The sequence below is a fragment of the Corynebacterium sp. MSK044 genome (genome assembly GCF_030232825.1).
GTDB lineage: Bacteria > Actinomycetota > Actinomycetes > Mycobacteriales > Mycobacteriaceae > Corynebacterium.
The window spans coordinates 1-22,193 of record NZ_JASPJJ010000002.1; the positions used below are offsets into that span (position 1 = coordinate 1).

Sequence of the window (22,193 nt, forward strand, 5' to 3'; positions counted from 1 at the left end):
CGTCACCGAGTTCAGGGTCGCAGGCCGCAAGGTCTACCTGTCACCGGTGATGGACCTGTTCGACCGTTCAATCGTTGGCTACACCGTGGCTACATCGCCGTCGACAGCGTTGACCGCCGATTCTTTAACAAAGACGATTAAAACGTGTGCGCCTGAACCTGGGTGGATGATGCACACCGACCAAGGCTTCCAGTACCAACATTCGTCCTAGCGCAACCTGATTCATGACAACGGTGGTGTTCAGTCGATGTCGCGTAAAGGCAACTGCTACGACAACGCGGTCATGGAGAACTTCTTTGGTCACCTGAAAACCGAGATGTACCACGGAGAAGTCTTCACCACCGTCGCAGAGTTCACCCAGGCGATCGACGAGTACATCCAGTGGTACAACACCGAACGCATCCAACAACGACTCAAGGGCCTGACCCCGATGCAATATCGAAATCAGACCCTTGAAGCCCTAACCGCCTAGAATTAAACCAGTCCAACTTTCGGGGGCCAGTTCAAAGGTGCGGGCCTTTTTCTCTGCCCTGAACTCGACTACGGGCCGCCTCCCGCGCCATGCTTCGCTCTCGGCTACTCACGCCTGCGCCTACTTCGGTGCAGCCGGTTACATTGCGCCGGTAACTAGCAAACGTTAGAAAATCTCTATCACGGTCTTTATCCGTGCCGAGTTTTCGCGATGTAGTTTTTTACACGCACCCGGCGAAGGAGAGTGTCTTTGGACAATCCCCGCCCACTTAACCCGCCACGACGCGCCGGTAGTCGATACCCGTTTTGCTGCGCAACCCACTACGGTTGCGGGCATGAAAAAGATTGGTCTGACAGGCGGAATTGGTAGCGGCAAATCCACGGTGGCAGCGATGCTGGCCGAAGCGGGTTTTCGGGTGGTGGACGCGGATAGAATCTCCCGAGAGATCATGGAACCTGGCTCACCAGTACTGGCCAAGGTAGCCGATGAGTTCGGGCACGATGTGCTCAACACAGACGGCTCACTGGACCGGGCGGAACTCGCGCGCCGTGCGTTCGCGAACACTGACTCCACTCAGTGCCTGAACGCGATTACGCACCCAGCGATTCGTGCGGAATCCCACCGGCAGTTCATGCAAGCAGAAGCCGATGGCATTGCCGTGGCCGTCTACGACATGCCCTTGCTTATTGAGTTGGGTTTGAACAAGGACATGGACTTGACCGTTGTTGTAGATGTTGCTGCGGAAGAGCGTGTACGCCGCCTCGTGGCGTCACGTGGCCTGGATGAGGCAGATGCCCGCGCGCGTATCAAGCAGCAGATCGATGATGATGCTCGCAAGTCAGCAGCCGATTGGGTCATTGACAACAACGGCCCATTGGAAGAACTCGATCCGCAGGTTCAGCGCTTCATTTCGGCTGTACAATCCGGTGACGCTTTCCGGTAATGGAAAGATGACAAGCACACAACAGGTTGCCCATTTGACCGGCAAAGTTAAGTGTCCGGCTAGTGTGTAGACACGTTTGATTAACCTGGTATCCCTACTGTCTCAACCCATGGGAACGTGGGATATCGGGCCTTTTGATAATGATCAGGCATTGGACACCGTCGCCGCATTGTCCGACGGGTCTTTCCGTATGGCGCAATTCCGTTTTGAATGTGGTCGCGGAGCTCTTGGCACCGATGAGGCTGAAACCGTCCTAGCCTTAGCAGCTGTGTTGAATGGTTATGTGCCATCGGAGGAGTACAACGCAGCGCTGTCCTTCCCGTTCACCCGCGATGATCGCCAGTGGATTCGGCGCCGTGCTGATCACGCGGTGAACCCGGAAATTTCCGAGTTGTACGATCTGTGGCAGGATGCCGGCGAGCTAGAGAATTGGCTCGCCGAAGCCCGCAATTACTCCGGGAAGTTTGTCAGCTAGCCCACGCTGACTTACTGGAGGAAATCCCAGAGCAAATCGGAGGCCTTGACCAGGTTTGCCTTGAACTCCTTTGGCTTCTCCGCGGTATCCAGGTTCCAGGAGACGCAGTACTCCGTGGCGCCCGGGAGGGGAGTGTAGGAAATGCCGAAGCCCTCCGGCAGAGTAGGCGCGAAGCTGTAACGCACGATTTGTTGTGCGCCACCAATAGATGTGGTGGACAGGAAGTCCCTGCGCGCAGCAACGACGGCCTCATCGTTGAAGAAGGGGTCGCTGTCATCGATGGTGGCCATCATCTGAATGTGGCGGTCAAAACCATTGCCGGACTTGCAGCGTTTGACCCAGCCACGGTGGGCGTTCACCGCCGCGAGGAGATCGTCTTGCGTAGCGGTCCCTGCAACTAGTTTTTTTGCGAACGCGACGGCCTCCGGGGTAGCAGCACGCAAGCACTCGGTGCGGCCGGCGCGGAACTCGCGCATATCCACAGCTTCATATACACCACGGACGCGGCCGAAGGTCAGTTGTTGCGCGATGTGCATGATCAGCTGGGCAGAGGCATCGCGGCTGATCTTGAACGGTAGCTCAGCTGGTTGGCGTAGTGGCGCGTCGATGATTTCCACCGCGAGTTTTTCTGCCTGTGCCGCATAGGAGGTGGCCTGCTGGCGGATCTTCTCGCTGGTTGCTTCATCGAGCGTCCACACGAGTTCCTCGGGGACCAGCTCTGTCAGCTCCTCGGATGATTCACCCGGCAGTTCAACCGTTTGCAGGCGGTTCATAGCGGTGACCAAGGTGGCACCGTCGATGCAGGAATGCTCCACGTGAACCGCAATCCAGTCGTCGGTAAGGCTCACCTGGTAGCTCAACGCTTTGTATGTCCATGCACCGCGTGGGGTGAATGTGGCTTCATGGATGCGCTGGTTATTCGTCTTGTCCTCGTCGTCGAGCAGCTCGATAGTGAAGAGCATGTCACTCAAGCGCTCATACACCGACTCATTATTACTCTGCTTCAGCATCTCCGGGAGAAGCTCCCCGAGTACGCCGGAGCCAAGTAGGGACGGCGCGTTGAAATCAAGCTCAGCTGGTTCAGCCGCGGCTGCCAAGATGTTCTCCAAAGTGGCACGCAATGTCTCTGCCGAGACGAGCTTGCCGGCGCTGTCGGTGATGCGGATGGCAAAGAGGCTTCCATTGACAAATACGCCGATCTCACGGTTCGTTTCATCGAGTTCGCTTTGCCAAATCGTGTCTTCATTCGGCAGTGGATGGCGCACACCACCGCCATACACGAACCATTGGTTCAAGGTGATGCGGTTACCGCGGGCATCCACATCTTCCGGCAGCTTCTTAGAGGCCGCTTGCAAGTGCACCGTGGCAGCGCGCTGAATGAACTCAATGGCGCGGTCAAGGCCTACTGGTGTTTGCTCCGCTGGAAGGGCGAGCTGGAAGCCCACGTTCGTGCTCAAAGGCAGTGGCTCACGGACGGTGAGGTAGCTGGAATACCACTCGTCGTGAAGCCAGTTCGTACCCACAGCCGCGCGTGCTTCGGCACGCTCACGCAGAGCAGCGTCAAGTTTCGGGCCAGCGCCAGTGCGGAACTTTTCGACGATAGCGTCGGCGCGGCTCAGCGCATCCTCATCGAGCACAGCCGAGAGTGCATGCTTATACGCATCGAGTGTGTCATCCAGCGGCGGGACCTCAAGAACCTTCAGGTCCAGTGTTGACGGGTGCGGCGCAATGGTGGGATTCGCAGCCACGAGAGCAGGCCTCCTATGGGTAGGTCTTCATTGAGTGCATACACAGCCCACTCTACCCACCAAATCCCCGTCCCAAGACCTGCAAAAACATGATCGCCGTCACCTCATCCACCGCGGGGTGGCCGGCGGGGAGGGAGAGTGACGGCGACGGACTAGAACGGTGTTTACATCCACCGGTCTAGGAATCTTTAGAGCGACGGAATATTAGCCAGAAGCTCCTTGGTGTACTCATGCTGCGGGTTCTCCAGAACCTCGTCCACTGGGCCTTCATCCACGATGACGCCCTTGTTCAGCACAGCCACGCGGGTGGCAATGTGACGGGCGAGCGCAATGTTGTGGGTGACAAACAGCATGGCCAAATCGCGTTCATGGCGCAGTTCGGCGAGCAGTTTGAGGATGCTGGCTTGAACGGAGACATCGAGAGCCGATGTCACCTCATCACAGACCAAGACTGAAGGGGTGCTCACCAGAGCGCGACCGATTGCCGCGCGCTGGCGTTCTCCACCGGACAGGTCACCCGGACGTCGGTCGTAGAAGCTCCGGTCCAGCTGCACGGCTTCCAGAGTCTCCTCAACAATCGCGCGCTGCTCGTCCTTGGACAGCTCATCCGCGATAACGAGCGGGACACTCATGGACTCCCCAATCGTGCGGCGTGGATTCAAAGAGGAGAAGGGGGACTGGAAGATGTACTGGACATCCTTGCGCTCCGGCAGTGACCGCTTGCGGCTGCTGGGATCAAGTTCCTGTCCACGCAGCAGCACTTGGCCGGTGTAGCCATCATTAAGACCCACGACGGATCGTGACAACGTGGTCTTACCAGAACCGGATTCACCCAAAATGAGAATGGACTCACCGGGCTCCACCGTCAGATTGATACCGTGGAGCACCTGGTTGGAGCCATACGCCATCTTGAGGTCACGGATTTCCAGCAAAGCGTTGTGCTTGCGCTTTTGCTCACGCTCTTCAGTAGGCGCATCTGCCGGAGTCAGGATCTTCCCCGCATCCGGCCCTTCACCCCAGCGCGCAAAGCCTGCGATGTCCTTGCGGCCCGCCAGATCCGGGATGGCTGCCAGTAGCTTCTTGGTGTACGGGTGCTTTGGGGTGTACAAGACCGTGTTGTAGGGGCCTTCTTCCACGATGTCGCCCCGCAGCATCACCACGACGCGGTCCACTAGCTCCGCAACGACTGCAAGATCGTGGGTGATGTAGAGCGATGCAACATCGTTTTTCACCGTCATCGTGCGAATCGTCTTCAGAACGTGGTTCTGAGTGGTCACATCAAGGCCGGTGGTTGGCTCATCACAGATGAGCACATCCGGGTACATGGCAAAGGCCATGGCGATACCGACGCGCTGCTGTTGGCCACCAGAGAGCTGGTGTGGCCAACGGGCCAGATACTCATCGGTGTCAGGCAAGTCCACGTCGCGCATGACCTCGCGCACGCGGTCCTCGCGCTCTTGTGCGCTTGAGCCGTATCCGTGGATGTCTAGGACCTCGCGGATCTGATCGCCCACTCGCATCGCAGGGTTAAGGCTCAGAGCCGGGTCCTGGGGAATGTAGGCAACACGGCCACCGCGCAGATCACGCAGCTGGTCCTCGTTCAGGCTGAAGATGTCGATGGATTCACCCTCACGCGTATGCAGCGTGATGGTGCCATCTGTCTTGATCAGGCCGGTGCGGAAGTGACCCATCGTGGCCAGCCCAGCTGTAGTCTTGCCAGAGCCGGATTCGCCGACGAGGCCAACGATTTCACCGCGGTAGAGATCAAAATCAACGCCGTGGAGGATCTCGGTTCCCTCAAACGTAGCCAAGCGAAGGTCACGGCAACGCATCACCAGTGTTTCTTCGGTACGCGGTGGCGGGGTGTACTCACCCTGCAAGCCAGCAGCTTCCCACAGGTTGATGCCACTTGATGCATCCTGTGCAGGTTGATTGACCGGGGTCGGTCCACCGGAATTATGTGGGGTGCTCATGGTTATGCCTCCTCGTTATGGATCGGCTCGACCTTTTCCTGACGCACACTTTCAGCCTTCGGGCCAGTGCGCTTGATCGGCATAGCGGTCGTTGCAGTTGCCCGGGCTGTCGCATCCGCGAGCATGTTGGTGCCAATGGTGAGCAGTGCGATGGCAAACACCGGAAGCACAACACCCCATGGCTGGATGGACAAAGCGATGCGGTTCTCATTGATCATCAAGCCCCAGTCCGCAGCCGGGGGCTGGATACCCAGACCCAAGAAGGACAGGGAAGCGATGGAACCAATGGAGTAGGTCAGGCGCAAACCGGCTTCCACGGACAACGGGCCGGTGATGTTGGGGAGGATCTCCTGGGTGAGGATCTTCCAGTGTGGGACGGAGTACATCTGTGCCGCACGGATGTAGTCCTCATTGGTCACGGACTGTGTGGAAGCACGTGCCACACGCGCAATACGTGGGGCGTGTGTGAGTCCGATGACCAACACCAGCACCGTTGCGGAAGGACCGAAGATCACAATCGCCAACATCGCGAAGATGAGCTGTGGGAAAGCCAGGAAGATGTCGTTGATGCGCATGATTACCGCATCAGTCTTCCCACCCGCGTAGCCAGCGATCATGCCCAAGAGTGTGCCTACGAGCATGCCCAGCACGGTGGCTAGGAAAGCGGTGACCAACAGCAGCAATCCACCGGCAATGAAGCGGGAGGCAACGGAGCGACCAAGGTTGTCCGTACCAAACGTTCCATCGCTGGTGAACGGCAGGCCGTGGAACTCAGTGGTGGAGTAACCGGTGATTTGCTCGGCGAAGAAGTAACCGACCAGTGCGACAAGGAGAACGATTCCTGTGAGGATCGCACCGACCTTACCTTCAGGTTGTGCCCAAATACGTTTGTAAATTGGTGCTGGTTTGGACAGGGACGTTTTCAGCTCAGTGGTGTGCTCATCCTGCGTCTCGGCGGAGACAGGCACCGGAGTCGGGGAGTGTGGATTCAGCTGTGGCTGAGTCATTAGTTGCTCCTTAGCTTCGGGTTGGCCATGATGCTCACCACGTCAGCGAGCAAGTTGACTACGACGTATACGGCGGCAATCAGCAACGTGACTGCCTGTACCACCTGGACGTCGCGGTAATTCACGGCGTCGATCATGGCGACACCGAGGCCGGGGTAACGGAACAGGTACTCGACCACGACGATGCCGCCGGCCAGCCAGGCCAGCTGGATGGCCACAACTTGTGCAATAGGACCAACGGCGTGGGGGAGTGCATGGCGGAAAATGACGCGGCGCTCCGGAACACCCTTCAGGCGTGCCATTTCCACGTAGCCAGAATCCAAGGTTTCAATCATCGTCGCGCGTGTCATGCGCGCGATGTAAGGACTGACCACCAGAGCCAACGTCAGCGTGGGCAAGATCAGCTGGGACGGGTACTCCCACACAGCAGTGCCCGGTGGTGACATGGTCACCGCTGGTAGTACCTGGAATACCGAGGTAGCAAAAAGCGTGATCAAGAGAATACCGATGACGAACTCCGGCATTGCTGCCAGAATCAGCGTTACCCAGGTGATAGCGCTGTCGCGCTTGTAGCCACGCCACCAAGCGGCGTAGACACCCAGCAAAATACCCACCGGGATGGCAACGAGTGCGGCCAACACCATGAGGATCAGGGAGTTGACCAAGGGTTCACCCAGCAGTTCTGATACGGGGCCACCGGTCGTGGTGGACATACCAAAGTCCCCGGTGACAACACCGCCGAGCCACAGGAAGTACCGCTCAAAAGGACTCTTGTCCAAGTTCATTTGAGCTTCCAGCGCCGCAATGCGTTCCGGTGTGGCCTGCTGGCCAAGGATTGCACGTGCCGGGTCACCTGGTAGAAGCAGCGTCGCACAGAAAACGATGATGGACACTGCGAGAAGAATGAAGATACTCAGACCTAGTCTGCGAAGAATCATTTTGCCCATTGTTTATGCCTCCGCAATCCACATGTCGTAGAAGAGTGCTTGGGACAGTGCCACACCACTCGGGTGCGGGCGAGCCCCAACCACGTAGTTGTGATACGCATCGATGTTGTTGGGGAAGCCCCAGATGATGTAACCACCGCGGTCATACAGATCTTGCTGCAATTCCTTGATCAGCTTGGTGCGCTCGCGATCATCGGACACGGAACGCGCTTCGATGGTTTTTGCCGTGAACTCATCATCTACCCAATGCGTCTCATTGAACGGCGCATCAGCAGTGGCACAACGGTTGACCTGCTCAAGGAAGTTACGGGTGTAGTAGAAACTCTGGGAGAACGGGTAGGACAAGTAACTGCCTTCCGCCCAGAAAGTGGTGGAATCCACCTGGTTGATCTTCACCCGAATGCCAGCCTCGCGGACCTGTTCGGCATAGACCTGCGCAGCACGAATAGCCCCGGAGGCGATCTCCGAGGTGTTTAGCTCAACGTCGATGCCGTCTGGGTACCCAGCTTCGGCGAGGAGACGTTTGGCTTCCTCAATGTTCTGCTCCCGCTGCGGGAACTCGTGCGGGTAGGCCGAGTCATACAGAGAGAACATGTCATTGCCCACCTGGCCTTCGCCGGAGAACACCTGGTTGACCATGCCCGGACGATCTGCCGCGATGCGCATTGCCTGGCGCACTCGCTTGTCGTCGAAAGGCTCGACGTCAACACGCATGGTGAACGGCAACCACATACCTGTTTCAGAACTGACCACATTCAAACGCGGATCAGCTTCGATGACGCGCACCAACGCGTGGTTCAGTGCACCAATGCCATCGACCTGGGAGGACAACAAAGCATTGAGCATCGCGTCTTCTTGGTAGAAGTCAACGATGTGGACTTCATCCAAGTTTGCGGGGCCTTCGAAGTAGTGCTCATTTCGTGCGAGCGATGTGGAGCGTCCTGGGCTGAAGTTCATCAGCTTGAACGGCCCAGCACCGATCGGATTCTTCGGGTCATAATCCTCCGGAACAATACCCATCTGGTACTCCGCCAGAGTGTCCACAAACACGGCATCTGCCTGAGAAAGCTTGATCACCAACGAACGGTCATCAATAATTTCGATCGCTTCGACGTGGGCGATGGAGCCAGCACCGTTCTTCGGATTCTCGGGATCAGCCACGCGCTCGAGTGTTGCTTTAACGTCCTGCGGGCGAACCGGGCGACCGTCAGAGAATTTCACGCCCTCACGCAACACCACAGTCCACTCAGTCGCTGCGTCATTCGATTCAATCGATTCGGCCAAGCGGTACTCCAACTCGTAGTCGTACCCACGGCGCACAAGCAGCTCGTAGAGGTTGATAACGCGGGCCGCGTCACTGGCACTCGCTGGGATGTGAGCGTCCACCGTGTCGGCCGTAGAACCACCAACGAGCCCGACGCGTAGTTTTCCGCCCTTACGTGGTGGACCGGAAGTGTTAATCTGTTCGGCTGGCGGCTGTGCGGAGCATGAGACGAGTGCTCCCGCTGCTCCAGCGACTGCCGTGGCGCCGAACAGTTGCCGGCGTGTGAGGTCAATCATGGTGAATAATTCTCCTTACGTGTGGGTGTAGCTGATACGAATTCCTTCGCGTCTGGTGGCTCCATCCACGTGTTCAGGTATGCAGTGACAGCATCTTTCGCGGCTGCAGGGCTAAGTGTCCCTGCGAGCATGCGTACGCCGAGCCCGTCGATCATTGCGGTGACCGCGTTGATCATTGGCTCCGGGGCTTGAGCATTGAAACAGCCGGTGGCAATCCCATCCTCAACAATGCTGCGCATTTGTTTTTCCCACCGTGCGTAGGCCACTACGGTGGCATGTTTTGCGTCCTCAAAAGCAGTGGATGATGCCCAAAATTGTGCCCACGTTGTCCATTCGCGGAATGACTCCGGCGATCCGTCGAGCGTCACTTCAGCAAAGGTAAGTAGACGTTCGGCGGGATTCGGAATTTCTGCGACAAAAGACCTGCGCCCAGCAGCTTGTTCCGAGCATCGGTCCAGCGTGGCAATGAAGATGTCATTCTTTGACTGGAAGTAATAGAGCACTGCTGAGGTGGAAATCCCAGCGCTTCGAGCGATATCGGCGATGGTGACCGCCTGGTATCCGCGGGATGTGAACAGTGGCCAGGCCGTATCCACAATCTTTTGCTGACGCAGCGCGAACTCCTCACCGGAATGGCGTGGGTTCGGTGACGTGTGCCTTTCTTTCGGCGATGGTCTTAAGGCTTCTACATCAACGCCGGTGAGTTCTGCCAAGCGCTCTAACTCTGTCTGGCTAAAGCGCCGGACACCGGAGAGGGACTTGGACAGCTTCGGGGCATCAATGCCTAGATATGCAGCCACCTCGTTATGCCGCAAGCCCGACGCAGTGATTGCGTCACGCGCGGCTGACAGGGGTGAATGCGAGACCATGTACGCAAGCTTAGGTATAGCTGTGAATCTATCGCAACTATTTGACCGATGTTCAAGTCGCATTTCGCAACTTTCTACCGGCCGGTGCTTCGCGGCGTGCGGATGGATAGACTGGCGGGCATGGCTTTTGCTGCTGAACACCCAGTTTTGTCCCACTCCGAGTTTCGGCCGGTAGGTGAAGTGGAGCGATCGGACAAACTGTTCGAAGTCGTCTCGGAGTTCGAGCCCTCCGGCGATCAACCTGCCGCGATCAAGGAGTTGGATAGACGGCTGCGGGCAGGGGAGCCGGACGTGGTTCTCATGGGTGCTACCGGTACTGGTAAGTCCGCAACAGCAGCGTGGCTGATTGAGCAGCAGCAGCGCCCCACACTCGTGATGGCACCGAATAAGACTTTGGCTGCGCAGCTGGCTACGGAGTTGCGTGAGCTCCTGCCCAATAACGCGGTTGAGTACTTCGTGTCCTACTATGACTACTACCAACCGGAGGCTTATATCGCGCAGACGGATACCTACATTGAGAAGGATTCGTCGATTAATGATGATGTGGAGCGTTTGCGCCACTCGGCCACATCTGCGCTACTTAGTCGACGAGATGTCGTCGTCGTGTCATCCGTGTCCTGCATCTACGGTTTGGGCACACCGCAGTCCTACCTTGACCGTTCGCTGCTCCTGCGCGTTGGTGAGGAGATCGAGCGCGATCGCTTCCTGCGCCTCCTCGTTGATGTGCAGTATGAGCGCAATGACGTGGACTTCAAACGCGGCACCTTCCGCGTGAAGGGCGACACAGTTGACATCATCCCGGCCTATGAGGAAGTGGCCGTGCGCGTGGAGTTCTTCGGCGATGAAGTGGATGCACTGTATTACATCCACCCACTTACTGGTGATGTGCTGCAGCAGCGCGATGAACTGCGTATCTTCCCGGCAACGCACTATGTAGCCACAGAAGAGCGCATGGAAAAGGCGATTGAGGCCATTAAGGAGGAGCTCGCTGACCGTCTGGAGGATTTGGAGAACCGGGGCAAGCTCCTCGAGGCACAGCGCTTGCGCATGCGCACGGAATTTGACCTGGAGATGATTCAACAAGTCGGTTTCTGCTCCGGCATTGAGAACTATTCGCGGCATATCGACGGCCGCGAGGCAGGCTCCGCGCCAGCCACCCTCATCGATTACTTCCCGGAAGACTTCCTCACCATCATCGATGAGTCCCACGTCACCGTGCCACAGATCGGTGGCATGTATGAAGGCGACATGTCGCGCAAGCGCAACCTCGTCGAGTTTGGTTTCCGTCTTCCTTCGGCCGTGGATAACCGCCCGCTCACCTTCGATGAATTCGAGGAGCGCGTGGGCCAAACCGTGTACATGTCTGCAACACCGGGTGACTATGAGCTGGAAGCAGCTGGTGGCGAGTTCGTCGAGCAGGTCATTCGCCCCACGGGCTTGGTGGATCCGAAGGTGCACGTGCGCCCAACGAAGGGGCAGATCGATGATCTCATCCATGAGATCCGTGAGCGGACCCAGAAGGATGAGCGCGTCCTGGTCACCACTTTGACCAAACGCATGGCGGAGGACCTCACGGATTATCTGCTGGATAACGGCATTAACGTTCGGTATCTCCACTCCGATATTGATACGTTGCAGCGCGTTGAGCTTCTGCGTCAGCTGCGTTTGGGGGAATATGACGTCCTTGTGGGCATCAACCTTCTGCGCGAGGGCCTAGATCTCCCGGAGGTCTCACTCGTGGCCATCCTTGATGCGGATAAGGAAGGGTTCCTGCGTTCCACCAAGTCTCTCATTCAGACGATTGGCCGTGCCGCACGAAACGTCTCCGGCGAGGTCATCATGTACGCCGACAACATCACGGATTCGATGCGTGAGGCGATTGATGAGACCGAGCGGCGCCGTGAGAAGCAGATTGCGTACAACAAGGAGCATGGGATTGATCCGCAGCCATTGCGGAAGAAGATCGCGGATATCCTCGATGAGGTGTATGAGCGCAACGGGGAGGAGCGCGGTGCTCCGGAGGAGACTCTGGCAGGCGACACGGCGATGGTTGAAGGTCGCGATACCTCGACGATGGCTTCAGATGAGATTCAGACGCTTATCGACGATTTGACGGTTCAAATGACCGCCGCCGCCCGTGAACTCAAGTTTGAGTTGGCAGGACGCTTGCGTGATGAGATTGCGGACCTGAAGAAAGAACTTCGCGGAGTGAAAGAAGCCGGGATTTAACTGGTATCCCTCGAGGTAGTCCGGCCTACCGGACGGCTGTGTGACGTACGTGTATATAGTGGCCGGAGAAGACATGGTCCGTGAAGGGACCGTAGTAGATGCGAAAGGCGCAACATGAGCAAGTACAACACTGTTGTCGTTGGCACGGATGGTTCACACTCTTCGCTGCTGGCAGTTGAGCGCGCCGCAGAGATTGCCTCTGCTTTCAATTCCACGCTGGTTATCGGCTGTGCGTACTACGAGTCGGAGGAGGATGTTGCGGGAACACTCCGCCAGGATTCCAACACGATTCTTGGGGATGAGACGGCGAAGGAGAACCTCGTCGCTGCTGCCGAGCACGCCAAGCAGCATGGTGCGTTAGATGTGGTGACCACTGTGCGCTCAGGCACCCCGGTTGAGGCGCTCATGGCCATCGTGACAGAGCACGATGCAGATCTCCTCGTCGTGGGTAACCGTGGCATCAATTCTTTGACGGGCCGCCTTCTGGGCTCCGTCCCCGCAGATGTGGCTCGTCAGTCCGATTGCGATGTCATGATCGTGCACACGGTGGCTTAGGTGGCTTAAAGCTCACCAATCACGGTCAATGTTTGTGTGGCGCGTGTCAGTGCCACGTACAGGTCTTGTTGCCCCTGCGGGGAGGCCTCGATGATCTCGTGGGGCTTATCGACGATGACGTGGTCGAATTCCAGCCCTTTCACCGCATTGACATTGTCCTTGTTAATCACCACCACGAGTCCGCCAAGCTCTTCTACTTCAGCGCGGACCGTGGTGGTATCTGTGCCTTCGGGAAGGATACGCACGGGGTGGCCGGATGAACGGATTGTCACGGCGGGTTGAGCATCCGGGTCAATCGCCGTGAGCACCTCGTTGGCTACTTCCATTACTTCTTCTGGGGTGCGGTAGTTGACGCTGAGTTCGTGAGAGACGAAGCGTTGTCCCACGAAGGGCTCCAGTGCAGTGGCCCAGTCGTCCACACCAGCAGGGGACGAGGTTTGTGCAGTATCCCCAACGAGTGTCATCCACTTCGACGGACAGCGGCGGAACACCATACGCCATTCCATAGGCGTGAGTTCTTGTGCCTCATCCACAATCACGTGACCATAGGCCCAGGTCATGTCAGCGATAGCGCGTTCAGCGGTGGACCGCGCATCTGTCTCGCGTTGGCGGCTAGCGAGAGTTTCCGCATCGATGATGTCGTGGGCTGAGAGGACTTCCGCCTCAAACTCATCGTCCGTATCCGTGTTCGCCGAAGACGCCAAGATATCCAGCGCATCTTCCGCATCCGCCACCAGTTCACGCCATTGTCGTTCGGCCTTCTCCGCCTCGTCGGTGGGGGTGGGGATGCCGATGAGGGTATACAACTCGTCGATAAGCGCCGTGTCTGACGCTGTGAATGCATCACCGTCGGCGCGGTAGAGGGCGTCCTGCGTCTCCTCATCATAATCATGTGCAGCAGCGCTGATGGCCTCACGGCTGCTGAGAAACTCCGCGAGCACCTCGACGGGATTCAAGATAGGGAAGTGCTCCGCAATGAGATCGGCGACCTGGGGTTCGTCTGCGAGATCATCGTGCAACTGATCCACATCCGCGTGTGAGAGCAAGTTTGCTCCACCAAGCGGATCCGCACCGATGCGCTCCGCCATGGCTTCTGCAAGGCGCTGTGTGAGAACCTCGGCGAAAACCGACTGCGCTTCATTGTGTGGCTTACGGCTGCGTCGAGCCCGCGTGCGTGCCGCCATGAACATCTTGGGCGTGGCCGCGATCTCAATGCCGTCGATTGTGAGAGGAATAGGGGACGAGGGAACCACCTGGTAGTTGCGCACGGCGCGGGAGAGAATTGTAACCATCTCGGCTGATCCCTTGACTTCCCGTGTGAGGAGATCATCCTGCAGGCCAGGCGTGAACACGGGAACGAGATCCTCCACAGTGCTTAACACCACGCCTGTCTCGCCGAGTTCCGGAAGCACGCGCGAGATGTACTCCAAGAAGGTCCGGTTAGGCCCAACGATAAGAACACCGGTGCGGGCCAACTGGTTACGCCATGTGTAGAGCAAATACGCAATGCGGTGGAGCGCTACAGCAGTCTTACCTGTTCCGGGACCGCCGGCCACAACAAGCACGCCCCGGGTCTTATCGCGGATGATCTGGTCCTGCTCCCGCTGGATGGTTTCCACGATGGACTGCATGTGACCAGTGCGTGGTGCGTTCAGGGCCCGCACCAATGCTGCTTCGCTGGCCACACCAGAATCCGCGCCGGCGCCATCGGCCCCTGGCCCGCTCAACACATCATCATCAACGGCGGTGACGGTCCGCCCACGCATGCGAATATTGCGGCGGGATACAACTCCTTCCGGGTGTGCGGTAGTGGCCAGGTAATACGGACGAGCCATTGGGGCGCGCCAATCCAACAAGAGCGTGCGGTAGTTATCATCCCGGTCATCCATACCCATACGGCCGATATACCGCCTGTCCTGGTTCGGCGAACCGGGCACAGGGTTTTCTGGGGAGCCATCCTCAACATCGATACGCCCAAAGACAAGACCCGTCTCGGCGATATTCAGCGCATCCAACTTCGCATTCAGGCCGTGATATTCCGTCTCACGCCGCACCAACGCATCCGCATCCGGATTATCCGGGTCCACATCCCGTTGAACTTCCTCAAGGCGCTGCTGTGCATTAGAGACCTCGCGGTCCAAGTGAGCAAACAGCACATCGACGTAAGCCTGCTCGTGCTGTACCGCCTCCGGGGAATTCAAGGACAAGTCTCCGGACTGGTTAGCCACTACGCACACACTCCTTTACTCAACTTCGTTCACCAGATGGCCTGTAAACAATGACGGTCCAGTCTAGCGCGAAATGCGAAACAGCCTCACCGCTGGAAAACCAGCAATGAGGCTGTCGCGCTGTAGGACAGAAGCGAGAGAGCTTACTTGAACTTCTTCTCTGCCTTCTTCACGGCCTTCTTGGCAGTCTTCTCTGCTTTCTTGACCTTCTTCTTCAGCTTGCGCTTCTGGCGGCGGCTCGGAGCGGCATCAAGGTTCTCAAAAGCATCCTGCAAGGTGTTAATAGCATCCTGCGCGGTCTTCTGAGCCTTGGTAGCACTCTTCTTCACCTTGCGCTTTGCCTTGAACTTGTCCAGCGCCGAGGGGCCAAAATCATCCAAGGTGCTCTGCAGGTCACCCACAACGGAGTTGACCTTGCGCTTTGCCTTGAACTTATCCAGTGCGGACGGCTGCAGATCCTCAATACGGGCCTGCACATCGCCCACACGGTCCTGAACGTCGCCGATTAAGCCCTTAACTTGGCGCTTAGCCTTGTACTGCTGCACCTTGCTCGGCTTGAGGTCCTTGTAGGTGTCCTCAGCCCAGTCAGCGGCATCGTGGGCAACATCAGTGGCCTTGTCAGCCCACTTCTCAGCAACCTTCTTCCAGTCACCCTTGTTGTCATCCACGTAGTCTGCCACCTGGTGAGCTGCCTGCTGCGCGGATTCAGTCACCGTCTCACGAGTGTCCTGGAACCATTCGCCAGCCTTCTTCAGAGCCTTCTCGGACTCAGACTGGGTTGGCAGAGCCTGCTGGATGTTCTTCTTGGAACGCTTCGCGGCGTCCTGTGCACGCCAAGCCAGACCAGGCTTGCCCTCAGTGTCAGCAGCAGCGATGAGCACACCGCCAAGGAGTGCAACGTTGGTCAGCGCACCATTGCGCTGGCGTACCTTCTCAGACTCGTTGGATGCCTCCCAGAACGCATTGCGACCAAGGAGGGTAGCTACGGAAGAGCCGGCCAGCAGGGCAGCGGACAGGCGCGGAGCCTTGCCCAGTGCGAAGGTGGATCCAGCGCCGATCTTTACACCGCCACCAATCTTGGCCAGGGTCTCCGGGTCAGAAGGGATAAAGCTTGCGTACTGAGCCGGGAGCACCGACTTAATAGCGCCAGCTACCTTCTCTGCGCTTTTTGCGTGCTCGGAAGCTTTGGTGACCGAGTTGACGCCATCTGCGATGTACACAGAGGCCAGCATCGGTCGAGCTAGTTTACGGATCATACTCACGTATCCTTCTCTTATTCGGGGATTCTCCGTCCTTTCCACTGTAGACGGATTCCGGCAGGCTGGCAGGGAAAAGTTACCAGCGGCGCTTCCACCACTCATCCAGATGGGGACGCTCTGCACCCAATGTGGTCGACTTTCCGTGTCCTGGGCGCACGATGGTTTCATCCGGATATTGGTCAAAGAGTTTTTCTTTCACATCCGTGAACAAGCGAACGAAATCGCCTTCGCCGTTCGTCCCGCCCACCCCACCGGGGAAGAGGGAATCACCAACGAAGAGGTTCACAGTGCCATCGATCTCAGCCGCGATGGCGGCGCCACCAGGAGTGTGACCACGCAGGATGTGAACCGGGAACTGGTGGCCAGCAAAGTCGAGCGTATCTCCCTCATGCAGTTCATGGTCCGGTGCTACCGGGAGGGCAGGGGCGTCCAAGAAGGAGCCCCAGTGGTTTGCTCCTGTTTCCGTGAGGATCTCTGCCAAAGCCCCCACGTGGTCTGCGTGCCGGTGCGTTGTCAAAACATCAGTGATGCGAACCCCAGCGGATTCGGCCATGGAGAGGAGGGTGTGGGGCTCCGCCGCGGCGTCGATAAGCAATCCCCGCCCATCACACGCCAACAGATAGCAATTGTTATCCATCGGGGAAACGGAAACAGAATGAAGAGTAAGTCTGGTCATGGTGCCTACTTTAATGAGGCGTGGGCCTCCTGGGTGGGCTGATGCTGCGGGAATGATTGGTGGTTGGCTAACGTTGGTATCTTTGTTCGAGGATCCAACCTCATTCCAAACAGCAACTTACAACAAGGGGATGCACTGCCTGTGGCTGAGAAGCTGATTGTCCGCGGAGCACGCGAACACAACCTCAAGGGAATAGACATTGAACTACCCCGCGACAAAATGGTGGTGTTTACCGGGCTGTCGGGCTCCGGCAAGTCCTCCCTTGCCTTTGACACGATCTTTGCTGAAGGTCAACGCCGTTATGTTGAGTCCTTGAGTTCGTATGCGCGCATGTTCCTAGGGCAGATGGATAAGCCTGAGGTTGACTACATCGATGGACTGAGCCCCGCTGTGTCCATTGACCAGAAGTCGACCAACCGTAACCCGCGTTCGACGGTGGGAACGATTACGGAGATCTACGACTACCTGCGCCTTCTTTACTCCCGTGCGGGTACGGCGCACTGCCCGGTGTGTGATGCGGTGATTGAACGGCAGACACCGCAGCAGATTGTGGATCAGGTGATGGAAAACCCGGAGCGCACCAAGTTTCAGGTGCTTGCGCCGATTGTGCGCAAGCGCAAGGGTGAGTTTGTTGATCTTTTCGCTGACCTGGCCGCGCAAGGCTATGCTCGCGTCAACGTCGACGGTGAGACGTATACGTTGAGTGATCCGCCGAAGCTACAGAAGCAGATCAAGCACGATATTGACGTGGTGGTGGACCGCCTCACGGTCAAGGAAAGCCAGAAGCAGCGCCTCACCGATTCCGTGGAAACGGCACTCAAACTTGCCGACGGGCTGGTGGCCTTCGACTGGGTTGAAAAAGATGCGGATGACCCGGAACGAGTGGTGATCTTTTCCGAGAAGATGGCCTGCCCGAATGGCCACACCCTGGGCGTGGAAGAGTACGAACCCCGCGCGTTCTCCTTCAACTCTCCGTTTGGCGCCTGCCCAGCGTGTGATGGTTTGGGTACACGCGCGGAGATTGACACGGATTTGGTTATCCCGGATCCGGATGCCCCAGCGGTGGATGCGTTCCAGCCGTGGAACTCTAGTCCGAACAAGGGCTACTTTGCCAAACTCATCGTCGCTTTGGCGAAGGAGGAGGGCTTTGACCCGGAAGCGCCACTGTCGAGCTTGAAGAAAAGCCAACGCGATGCGCTGATCAACGGTACGGATACGAAGGTGTCCGTTCGATACAAGAACCGTTACGGGCGTCAGCGGTCTTTCACGGCTGCTTTTGAAGGCGTGCGGGGCTACCTGCACCGCAAAATTGAGCAGTCTGATTCAGAGCACACCAAAGAACGCTTCATGGCGTACACCCGCGATGTGGCCTGCCCGACGTGCAAAGGTGCACGTTTGAAGCCAGAGATTCTGGCTGTCCGTTTGGATTCCACAACGCATGGTGAGAAGTCAATTGCTGGCCTAACGGAACTATCTGTTGAGGATGCTTCTGAGTACCTGGACAACCTTGTCCTGGGGTACCGCGCGGAGATGATTGCCGGCGCAGTGTTGCGTGAAATTCAGGCACGCCTGCACTTCCTTCTGGATGTCGGCTTGAACTATCTCACCCTGTCCCGCTCCGCCGGGACGCTGTCCGGCGGTGAGGCACAGCGTATTCGCCTGGCCACGCAGATCGGCTCCGGTCTCGCAGGTGTTTTGTACGTCCTTGATGAACCTTCCATTGGCTTGCACCAACGCGATAACCAACGCCTCATTGCCACGTTGAAAAAGCTCCGCGATATTGGCAACACGCTCGTGGTGGTGGAGCATGATGAGGACACGATCCGAGAGGCCGATTGGCTCATTGACATCGGCCCATTCGCCGGTGAATACGGTGGGGAAGTGGTCTACCAGGGCCCGCCCAAGGGAATCCTGACTGCAAAGAACTCGCTGACTGGTGACTATCTTTCTGGGAAGAAAGAGATCGTTGTTCCGGACTCACGCCGTCCCCGCGATAAGGAGCGTCAGCTGAAGGTCGTTGGCGCCCGGGAGAATAACCTGGACAACGTGTCGGTGGATATTCCACTCGGTGTCCTCGTCGCTGTCACGGGCGTATCTGGTTCGGGTAAGTCCACTCTGGTCAACCAGATTCTGGCCAAGACGTTGCAGAACCGACTTAATGGTGCGCGCCAAGTCCCCGGCCGTGTGAAGAAAGTGGAGGGCCTCGAGCACCTGGACAAACTAGTGCAGGTGGATCAGTCGCCGATTGGCCGAACACCTCGCTCCAACCCGGCTACGTACACGGGAGTCTTTGACAAGATCCGCAATCTTTTTGCTGAAACACAGGAGGCAAAGGTGCGCGGCTACAAGGCTGGGCGTTTCTCCTTCAACGTGAAGGGCGGTCGCTGTGAAGCATGTCGCGGTGATGGCACTATCAAAATTGAGATGAACTTCCTGCCTGACGTGTACGTGCCGTGTGAAGTCTGCGGCGGTGCACGCTACAACCGCGAGACGCTGGAAGTCCGCTACAAAGGCAAGAACATCGCTGAAGTGCTGGACATGCCCATCAGTGAGGCCACCGAGTTTTTCGAGCCCATCACGTCGATCCATCGTTATTTGCAGACGCTTTGCGACGTCGGCTTGGGTTACGTCCGCCTTGGTCAATCCGCTACGACGTTGTCTGGCGGCGAGGCTCAGCGCGTGAAGCTAGCGTCCGAGCTGCAGAAGCGTTCCAATGGCCGAACGATCTACATCCTCGATGAGCCGACGACCGGTCTTCACTTTGAGGACATCCGCAAACTCATGCTCGTGCTCAACGGATTGGTGGACAAGGGCAACTCTGTCCTGGTTATTGAGCACAACCTTGATGTGATCAAGTGTGCTGACTGGATTATTGACATGGGCCCAGAGGGCGGCTCGGGCGGCGGAACCGTCGTCGCCGAAGGCACGCCCGAGGACGTGGCCACGGTGAAGGGATCCTTCACCGGCCAGTTCCTGAGCAATCTTGTTTAGTTCGCAGGGGGCTGTGCTCCGCTAGGAGCGTTAGTCACCTGTGAAGGGCTCGCTGCTGGGATGTTCGGCCCCGGGCTGTTGGCATAGGGGTTGTTGCCTGCCCGGTTGCTAGCCCCAGCACCCACCTGCTGTGCGCCCCTGACGGCAACCGCGATGAGGATCAGACCACAGACGATGAAGGTGATCACGCGCATGATTCCGCCGATGGCCGCCATGTCGAAGAAAACCAACTTGAGTGTGGCCACAATGGCCATGAGCAAACCAGCTTTGCGTAGATTCTTGGTATCCATAGCGCTGGGGCGTTTGAGCAGAAGCCAGGAAGCTACAGCCATCCAGGAGATGGATACGATCATGTGCCCCGTGTAGAAACCGCCTTCTGAGGCTTCAAGGGTGGGTGTGGTGGGAGCTCCCGACAAGAAGAGTGCGGCATTCTTGGTCACATCTGCGAGGGTGACTACCGCCACCATCTCCAGTAGAAGCCCAACGGCGGCAAATACTCCTCGCGCCCCGATTGTCATGCCGCTCCATACAGCCTTTCGAGTTGCTGCTACAACGATCAGGGCCACGAGCATGAGACCCTCGAACAAAACGAACCACGACCAGCCTGTGCGAGCAAACGGGATCAACGCGCCTACAAGCAGGGGGAGAATGGCGTTGAAGAGCATGATTGTCCAGCTGGCAAGCACAGCAAGTGTGTTCACGGGCAGGCGGTGGATAAATAGAAGCAAAGTGATGGCAAGGGCGAGGAAGATGAAGATTGGAATCGCCTCTGCGTGGAGGTTTTCTCTGGTGAAATCGCGGGATGCAGCCAGCGGCCGGTTGAGTGTAAATGGAAGCACGATGAACCAACCGGTGATGAGATCGTAAACGAACTGCGGGTTATTCTTCGCCTGAAGAACCAAGACGAGCAGTGTGACACCAATGGCAGTGATGAAGGGCAGCCACACGCCTGCGTCCTTAACCATCGTGTTAGATGCCATCAAAATAACAGCTGGTGCAACAACTGCTGGGACGATCCTGTAGGCACGTTTGGCGCCGGGGGCGCCAAAGAAGATCTCCCCAAGAACCAGAAGCACGAGGCCGATGAGTGGCATTGTGACAGCAAAGTCGATCGGTGTACCCGTGTCCTCGCGGAATAACCGAGATCCAGTGGCCCATGTCGCGGCGTATATCTGCCAAGCAAGCAGCAGCCCTGCTACCCCGCGCACGATGGCAAGAAGACGCGGGGTGACATACATGGGCATTAGCCAGCTCACCAGGATTACAGCCACCGGCGCGACCATAAGAAGAGCATTAGCCAGACCGTCCCAGCTGGTCATGCCGAGTGTGTAGAACACCAAGATGATGCACATAGCCAAAACCAACTGCGGGCTCTTTCGCCAGTGCGCAAGGGCGAGATATACCAACCACAGCACCAAGAAGGAACTGACTAAACCTAATGAAGTCAACCAGCCTCGGGCTTCCGCGGCATCCAAGAGATTAAGAATGAAAATAAGGAATGAAGTGATGTACAGCGCCATCACGCCAGCGTTCTTGCCTTTGCGCAGATCCACACGAATGCCCACGGCCAGCAGGATAAGAGCGAGAAGCGCAGCGCCGACCATGCGACCAACAGGGCCAAGCAGACCGGTTTGAATAGCCAGCCCAATACCGAAGCTCACACCCACGAAGGTGATGATGGAACCGACAACCGCAGCCCATCGCATCACTTGCTGCTCCGTGGTCAACTTCGGTTTTGGTGGGTGCGGAGTCAGCAGAGGCTCCCTTGGCGGGGGTGCCTGGCCCGGTTGTGGTGGTGCACTGAACTGTGGTGGTGGTGCGAACTGTGGTTGGGGCTGCTGTGGTGGCAGCGGTGCTCCAACCGGTGGAGGCTCAGGTGCAGCCATACCCACAGATGAGGCAGGGTTGACCTGGCTGAGGTGGTTGAGGGTTGCCTGGATATCGTCGATAAGCTTTTGTGAATGCGCAGTGCTAGCACGGAGCTCACCGAGTTGGCGGTGAACATGCGCAAGAATCTGTTCACGCGGTTGATTCATATTGGGCCTCCTAAGTATGTCTATCTATTCTTAGACGACGTTTAGGTTCAAAAGGTTTCGCACACGACTGAATAGTTACTGTGTTGTGACATAGCGTCTCTGCGATGGCCTTCCCGCGACAGGCTTGGAGTGTTGTGATTTGGTGCTGTGGCAGGGGAGTGCTAATCTTCTACCCACTACCGCCTACGGGCCTTGAAAGGTTCGTGGGTTGCAAGTGGAGTTACT

The 22,193-nt window shown here is 57.5% G+C and carries 15 protein-coding genes and 1 pseudogene; 6 read left to right on the forward strand and 10 right to left on the reverse strand.

The window, feature by feature from the left end:
- The 3 genes and pseudogenes from QP994_RS01550 to QP994_RS01560 all read left to right on the forward strand — a co-directional run.
- Window positions 1-472 (forward strand): annotated as a pseudogene (locus QP994_RS01550) (IS3 family transposase); the annotation flags it as partial.
- Between the two features lie 334 nt (window positions 473-806).
- Window positions 807-1,415 carry a dephospho-CoA kinase gene (gene coaE, locus QP994_RS01555; RefSeq protein WP_284865125.1) on the forward strand — a complete coding sequence of 203 codons (609 nt, stop codon included), beginning with the start codon at window positions 807-809 and terminating at the stop codon, window positions 1,413-1,415.
- A gap of 109 nt (window positions 1,416-1,524) precedes the next feature.
- Window positions 1,525-1,890, forward strand: a complete 366-nt coding sequence (locus QP994_RS01560) for a DUF4259 domain-containing protein (protein ID WP_284865126.1) — start codon at window positions 1,525-1,527, stop codon at window positions 1,888-1,890.
- An 11-nt stretch (window positions 1,891-1,901) separates the two neighbouring features.
- Here the strand turns inward: QP994_RS01560 and QP994_RS01565 are convergent, their stop codons facing one another.
- From QP994_RS01565 to QP994_RS01590, 6 genes are all read right to left on the reverse strand, one after another.
- Entirely contained in the window at window positions 1,902-3,638 is a 1,737-nt protein-coding gene (locus QP994_RS01565; protein WP_284865127.1) for a choline/carnitine O-acyltransferase, read from the reverse strand.
- A gap of 188 nt (window positions 3,639-3,826) precedes the next feature.
- On the reverse strand, window positions 3,827-5,611 hold the full coding sequence (locus QP994_RS01570; protein ID WP_284865128.1) for an ATP-binding cassette domain-containing protein: 1,785 nt from the start codon (window positions 5,609-5,611) through the stop codon (window positions 3,827-3,829).
- Between the two features lie 2 nt (window positions 5,612-5,613).
- A complete protein-coding gene (locus QP994_RS01575; protein ID WP_284865129.1) occupies window positions 5,614-6,618 on the reverse strand; it encodes an ABC transporter permease in 1,005 nt (334 codons plus the stop codon).
- A complete protein-coding gene (locus tag QP994_RS01580) occupies window positions 6,618-7,556 on the reverse strand; it encodes an ABC transporter permease (protein ID WP_257997228.1) in 939 nt (312 codons plus the stop codon). Before QP994_RS01580 ends, QP994_RS01575 begins: the two co-directional genes overlap by 1 nt.
- A 12-nt stretch (window positions 7,557-7,568) precedes the next feature.
- Window positions 7,569-9,125: an ABC transporter substrate-binding protein gene (locus QP994_RS01585; protein WP_284865131.1), complete on the reverse strand. Its 1,557-nt coding sequence runs from the start codon at window positions 9,123-9,125 to the stop codon at window positions 7,569-7,571.
- The gene (locus QP994_RS01590) at window positions 9,122-9,994 is read right to left on the reverse strand and encodes a TetR family transcriptional regulator C-terminal domain-containing protein (protein WP_284865132.1); all 873 of its coding nucleotides are present in this window, start codon (window positions 9,992-9,994) and stop codon (window positions 9,122-9,124) included. The genes QP994_RS01585 and QP994_RS01590 overlap by 4 nt, the downstream gene beginning before the upstream one ends.
- A gap of 120 nt (window positions 9,995-10,114) precedes the next feature.
- On the opposite strand from QP994_RS01590, the gene uvrB reads away from it, so the two are divergent.
- A complete protein-coding gene (gene uvrB, locus QP994_RS01595) occupies window positions 10,115-12,223 on the forward strand; it encodes an excinuclease ABC subunit UvrB (RefSeq protein WP_284865133.1) in 2,109 nt (702 codons plus the stop codon).
- Window positions 12,224-12,337: 114 nt separating this feature from the next.
- Entirely contained in the window at window positions 12,338-12,778 is a 441-nt protein-coding gene (locus tag QP994_RS01600; protein WP_284854912.1) for a universal stress protein, read from the forward strand.
- A 5-nt stretch (window positions 12,779-12,783) separates the two neighbouring features.
- On the opposite strand, the gene QP994_RS01605 is transcribed toward QP994_RS01600, so the two are convergent.
- The 3 genes from QP994_RS01605 to QP994_RS01615 all read right to left on the reverse strand — a co-directional run bounded on the left by QP994_RS01605 (window position 12,784) and on the right by QP994_RS01615 (window position 16,941).
- The gene (locus QP994_RS01605) at window positions 12,784-15,006 is read right to left on the reverse strand and encodes a HelD family protein (RefSeq protein ID WP_284865134.1); all 2,223 of its coding nucleotides are present in this window, start codon (window positions 15,004-15,006) and stop codon (window positions 12,784-12,786) included.
- Between the two features lie 143 nt (window positions 15,007-15,149).
- Entirely contained in the window at window positions 15,150-16,262 is a 1,113-nt protein-coding gene (locus tag QP994_RS01610) for a DoxX family protein (protein ID WP_284865135.1), read from the reverse strand.
- Between the two features lie 79 nt (window positions 16,263-16,341).
- Entirely contained in the window at window positions 16,342-16,941 is a 600-nt protein-coding gene (locus QP994_RS01615) for an MBL fold metallo-hydrolase (protein ID WP_284854909.1), read from the reverse strand.
- Between the two features lie 141 nt (window positions 16,942-17,082).
- Here QP994_RS01615 and uvrA point away from each other — a divergent pair, with 141 nt between their 5' ends.
- The gene (gene uvrA / locus QP994_RS01620) at window positions 17,083-19,932 is read left to right on the forward strand and encodes an excinuclease ABC subunit UvrA (protein WP_284865136.1); all 2,850 of its coding nucleotides are present in this window, start codon (window positions 17,083-17,085) and stop codon (window positions 19,930-19,932) included.
- On the opposite strand, the gene QP994_RS01625 is transcribed toward uvrA, so the two are convergent.
- Complete coding sequence (locus QP994_RS01625) at window positions 19,929-21,968, reverse strand: DUF2339 domain-containing protein (RefSeq protein ID WP_284865138.1); 2,040 nt, start codon at window positions 21,966-21,968, stop codon at window positions 19,929-19,931. The two genes, uvrA and QP994_RS01625, sit on opposite strands and share 4 nt — an antisense overlap.
- Window positions 21,969-22,193 lie beyond the last annotated feature (225 nt).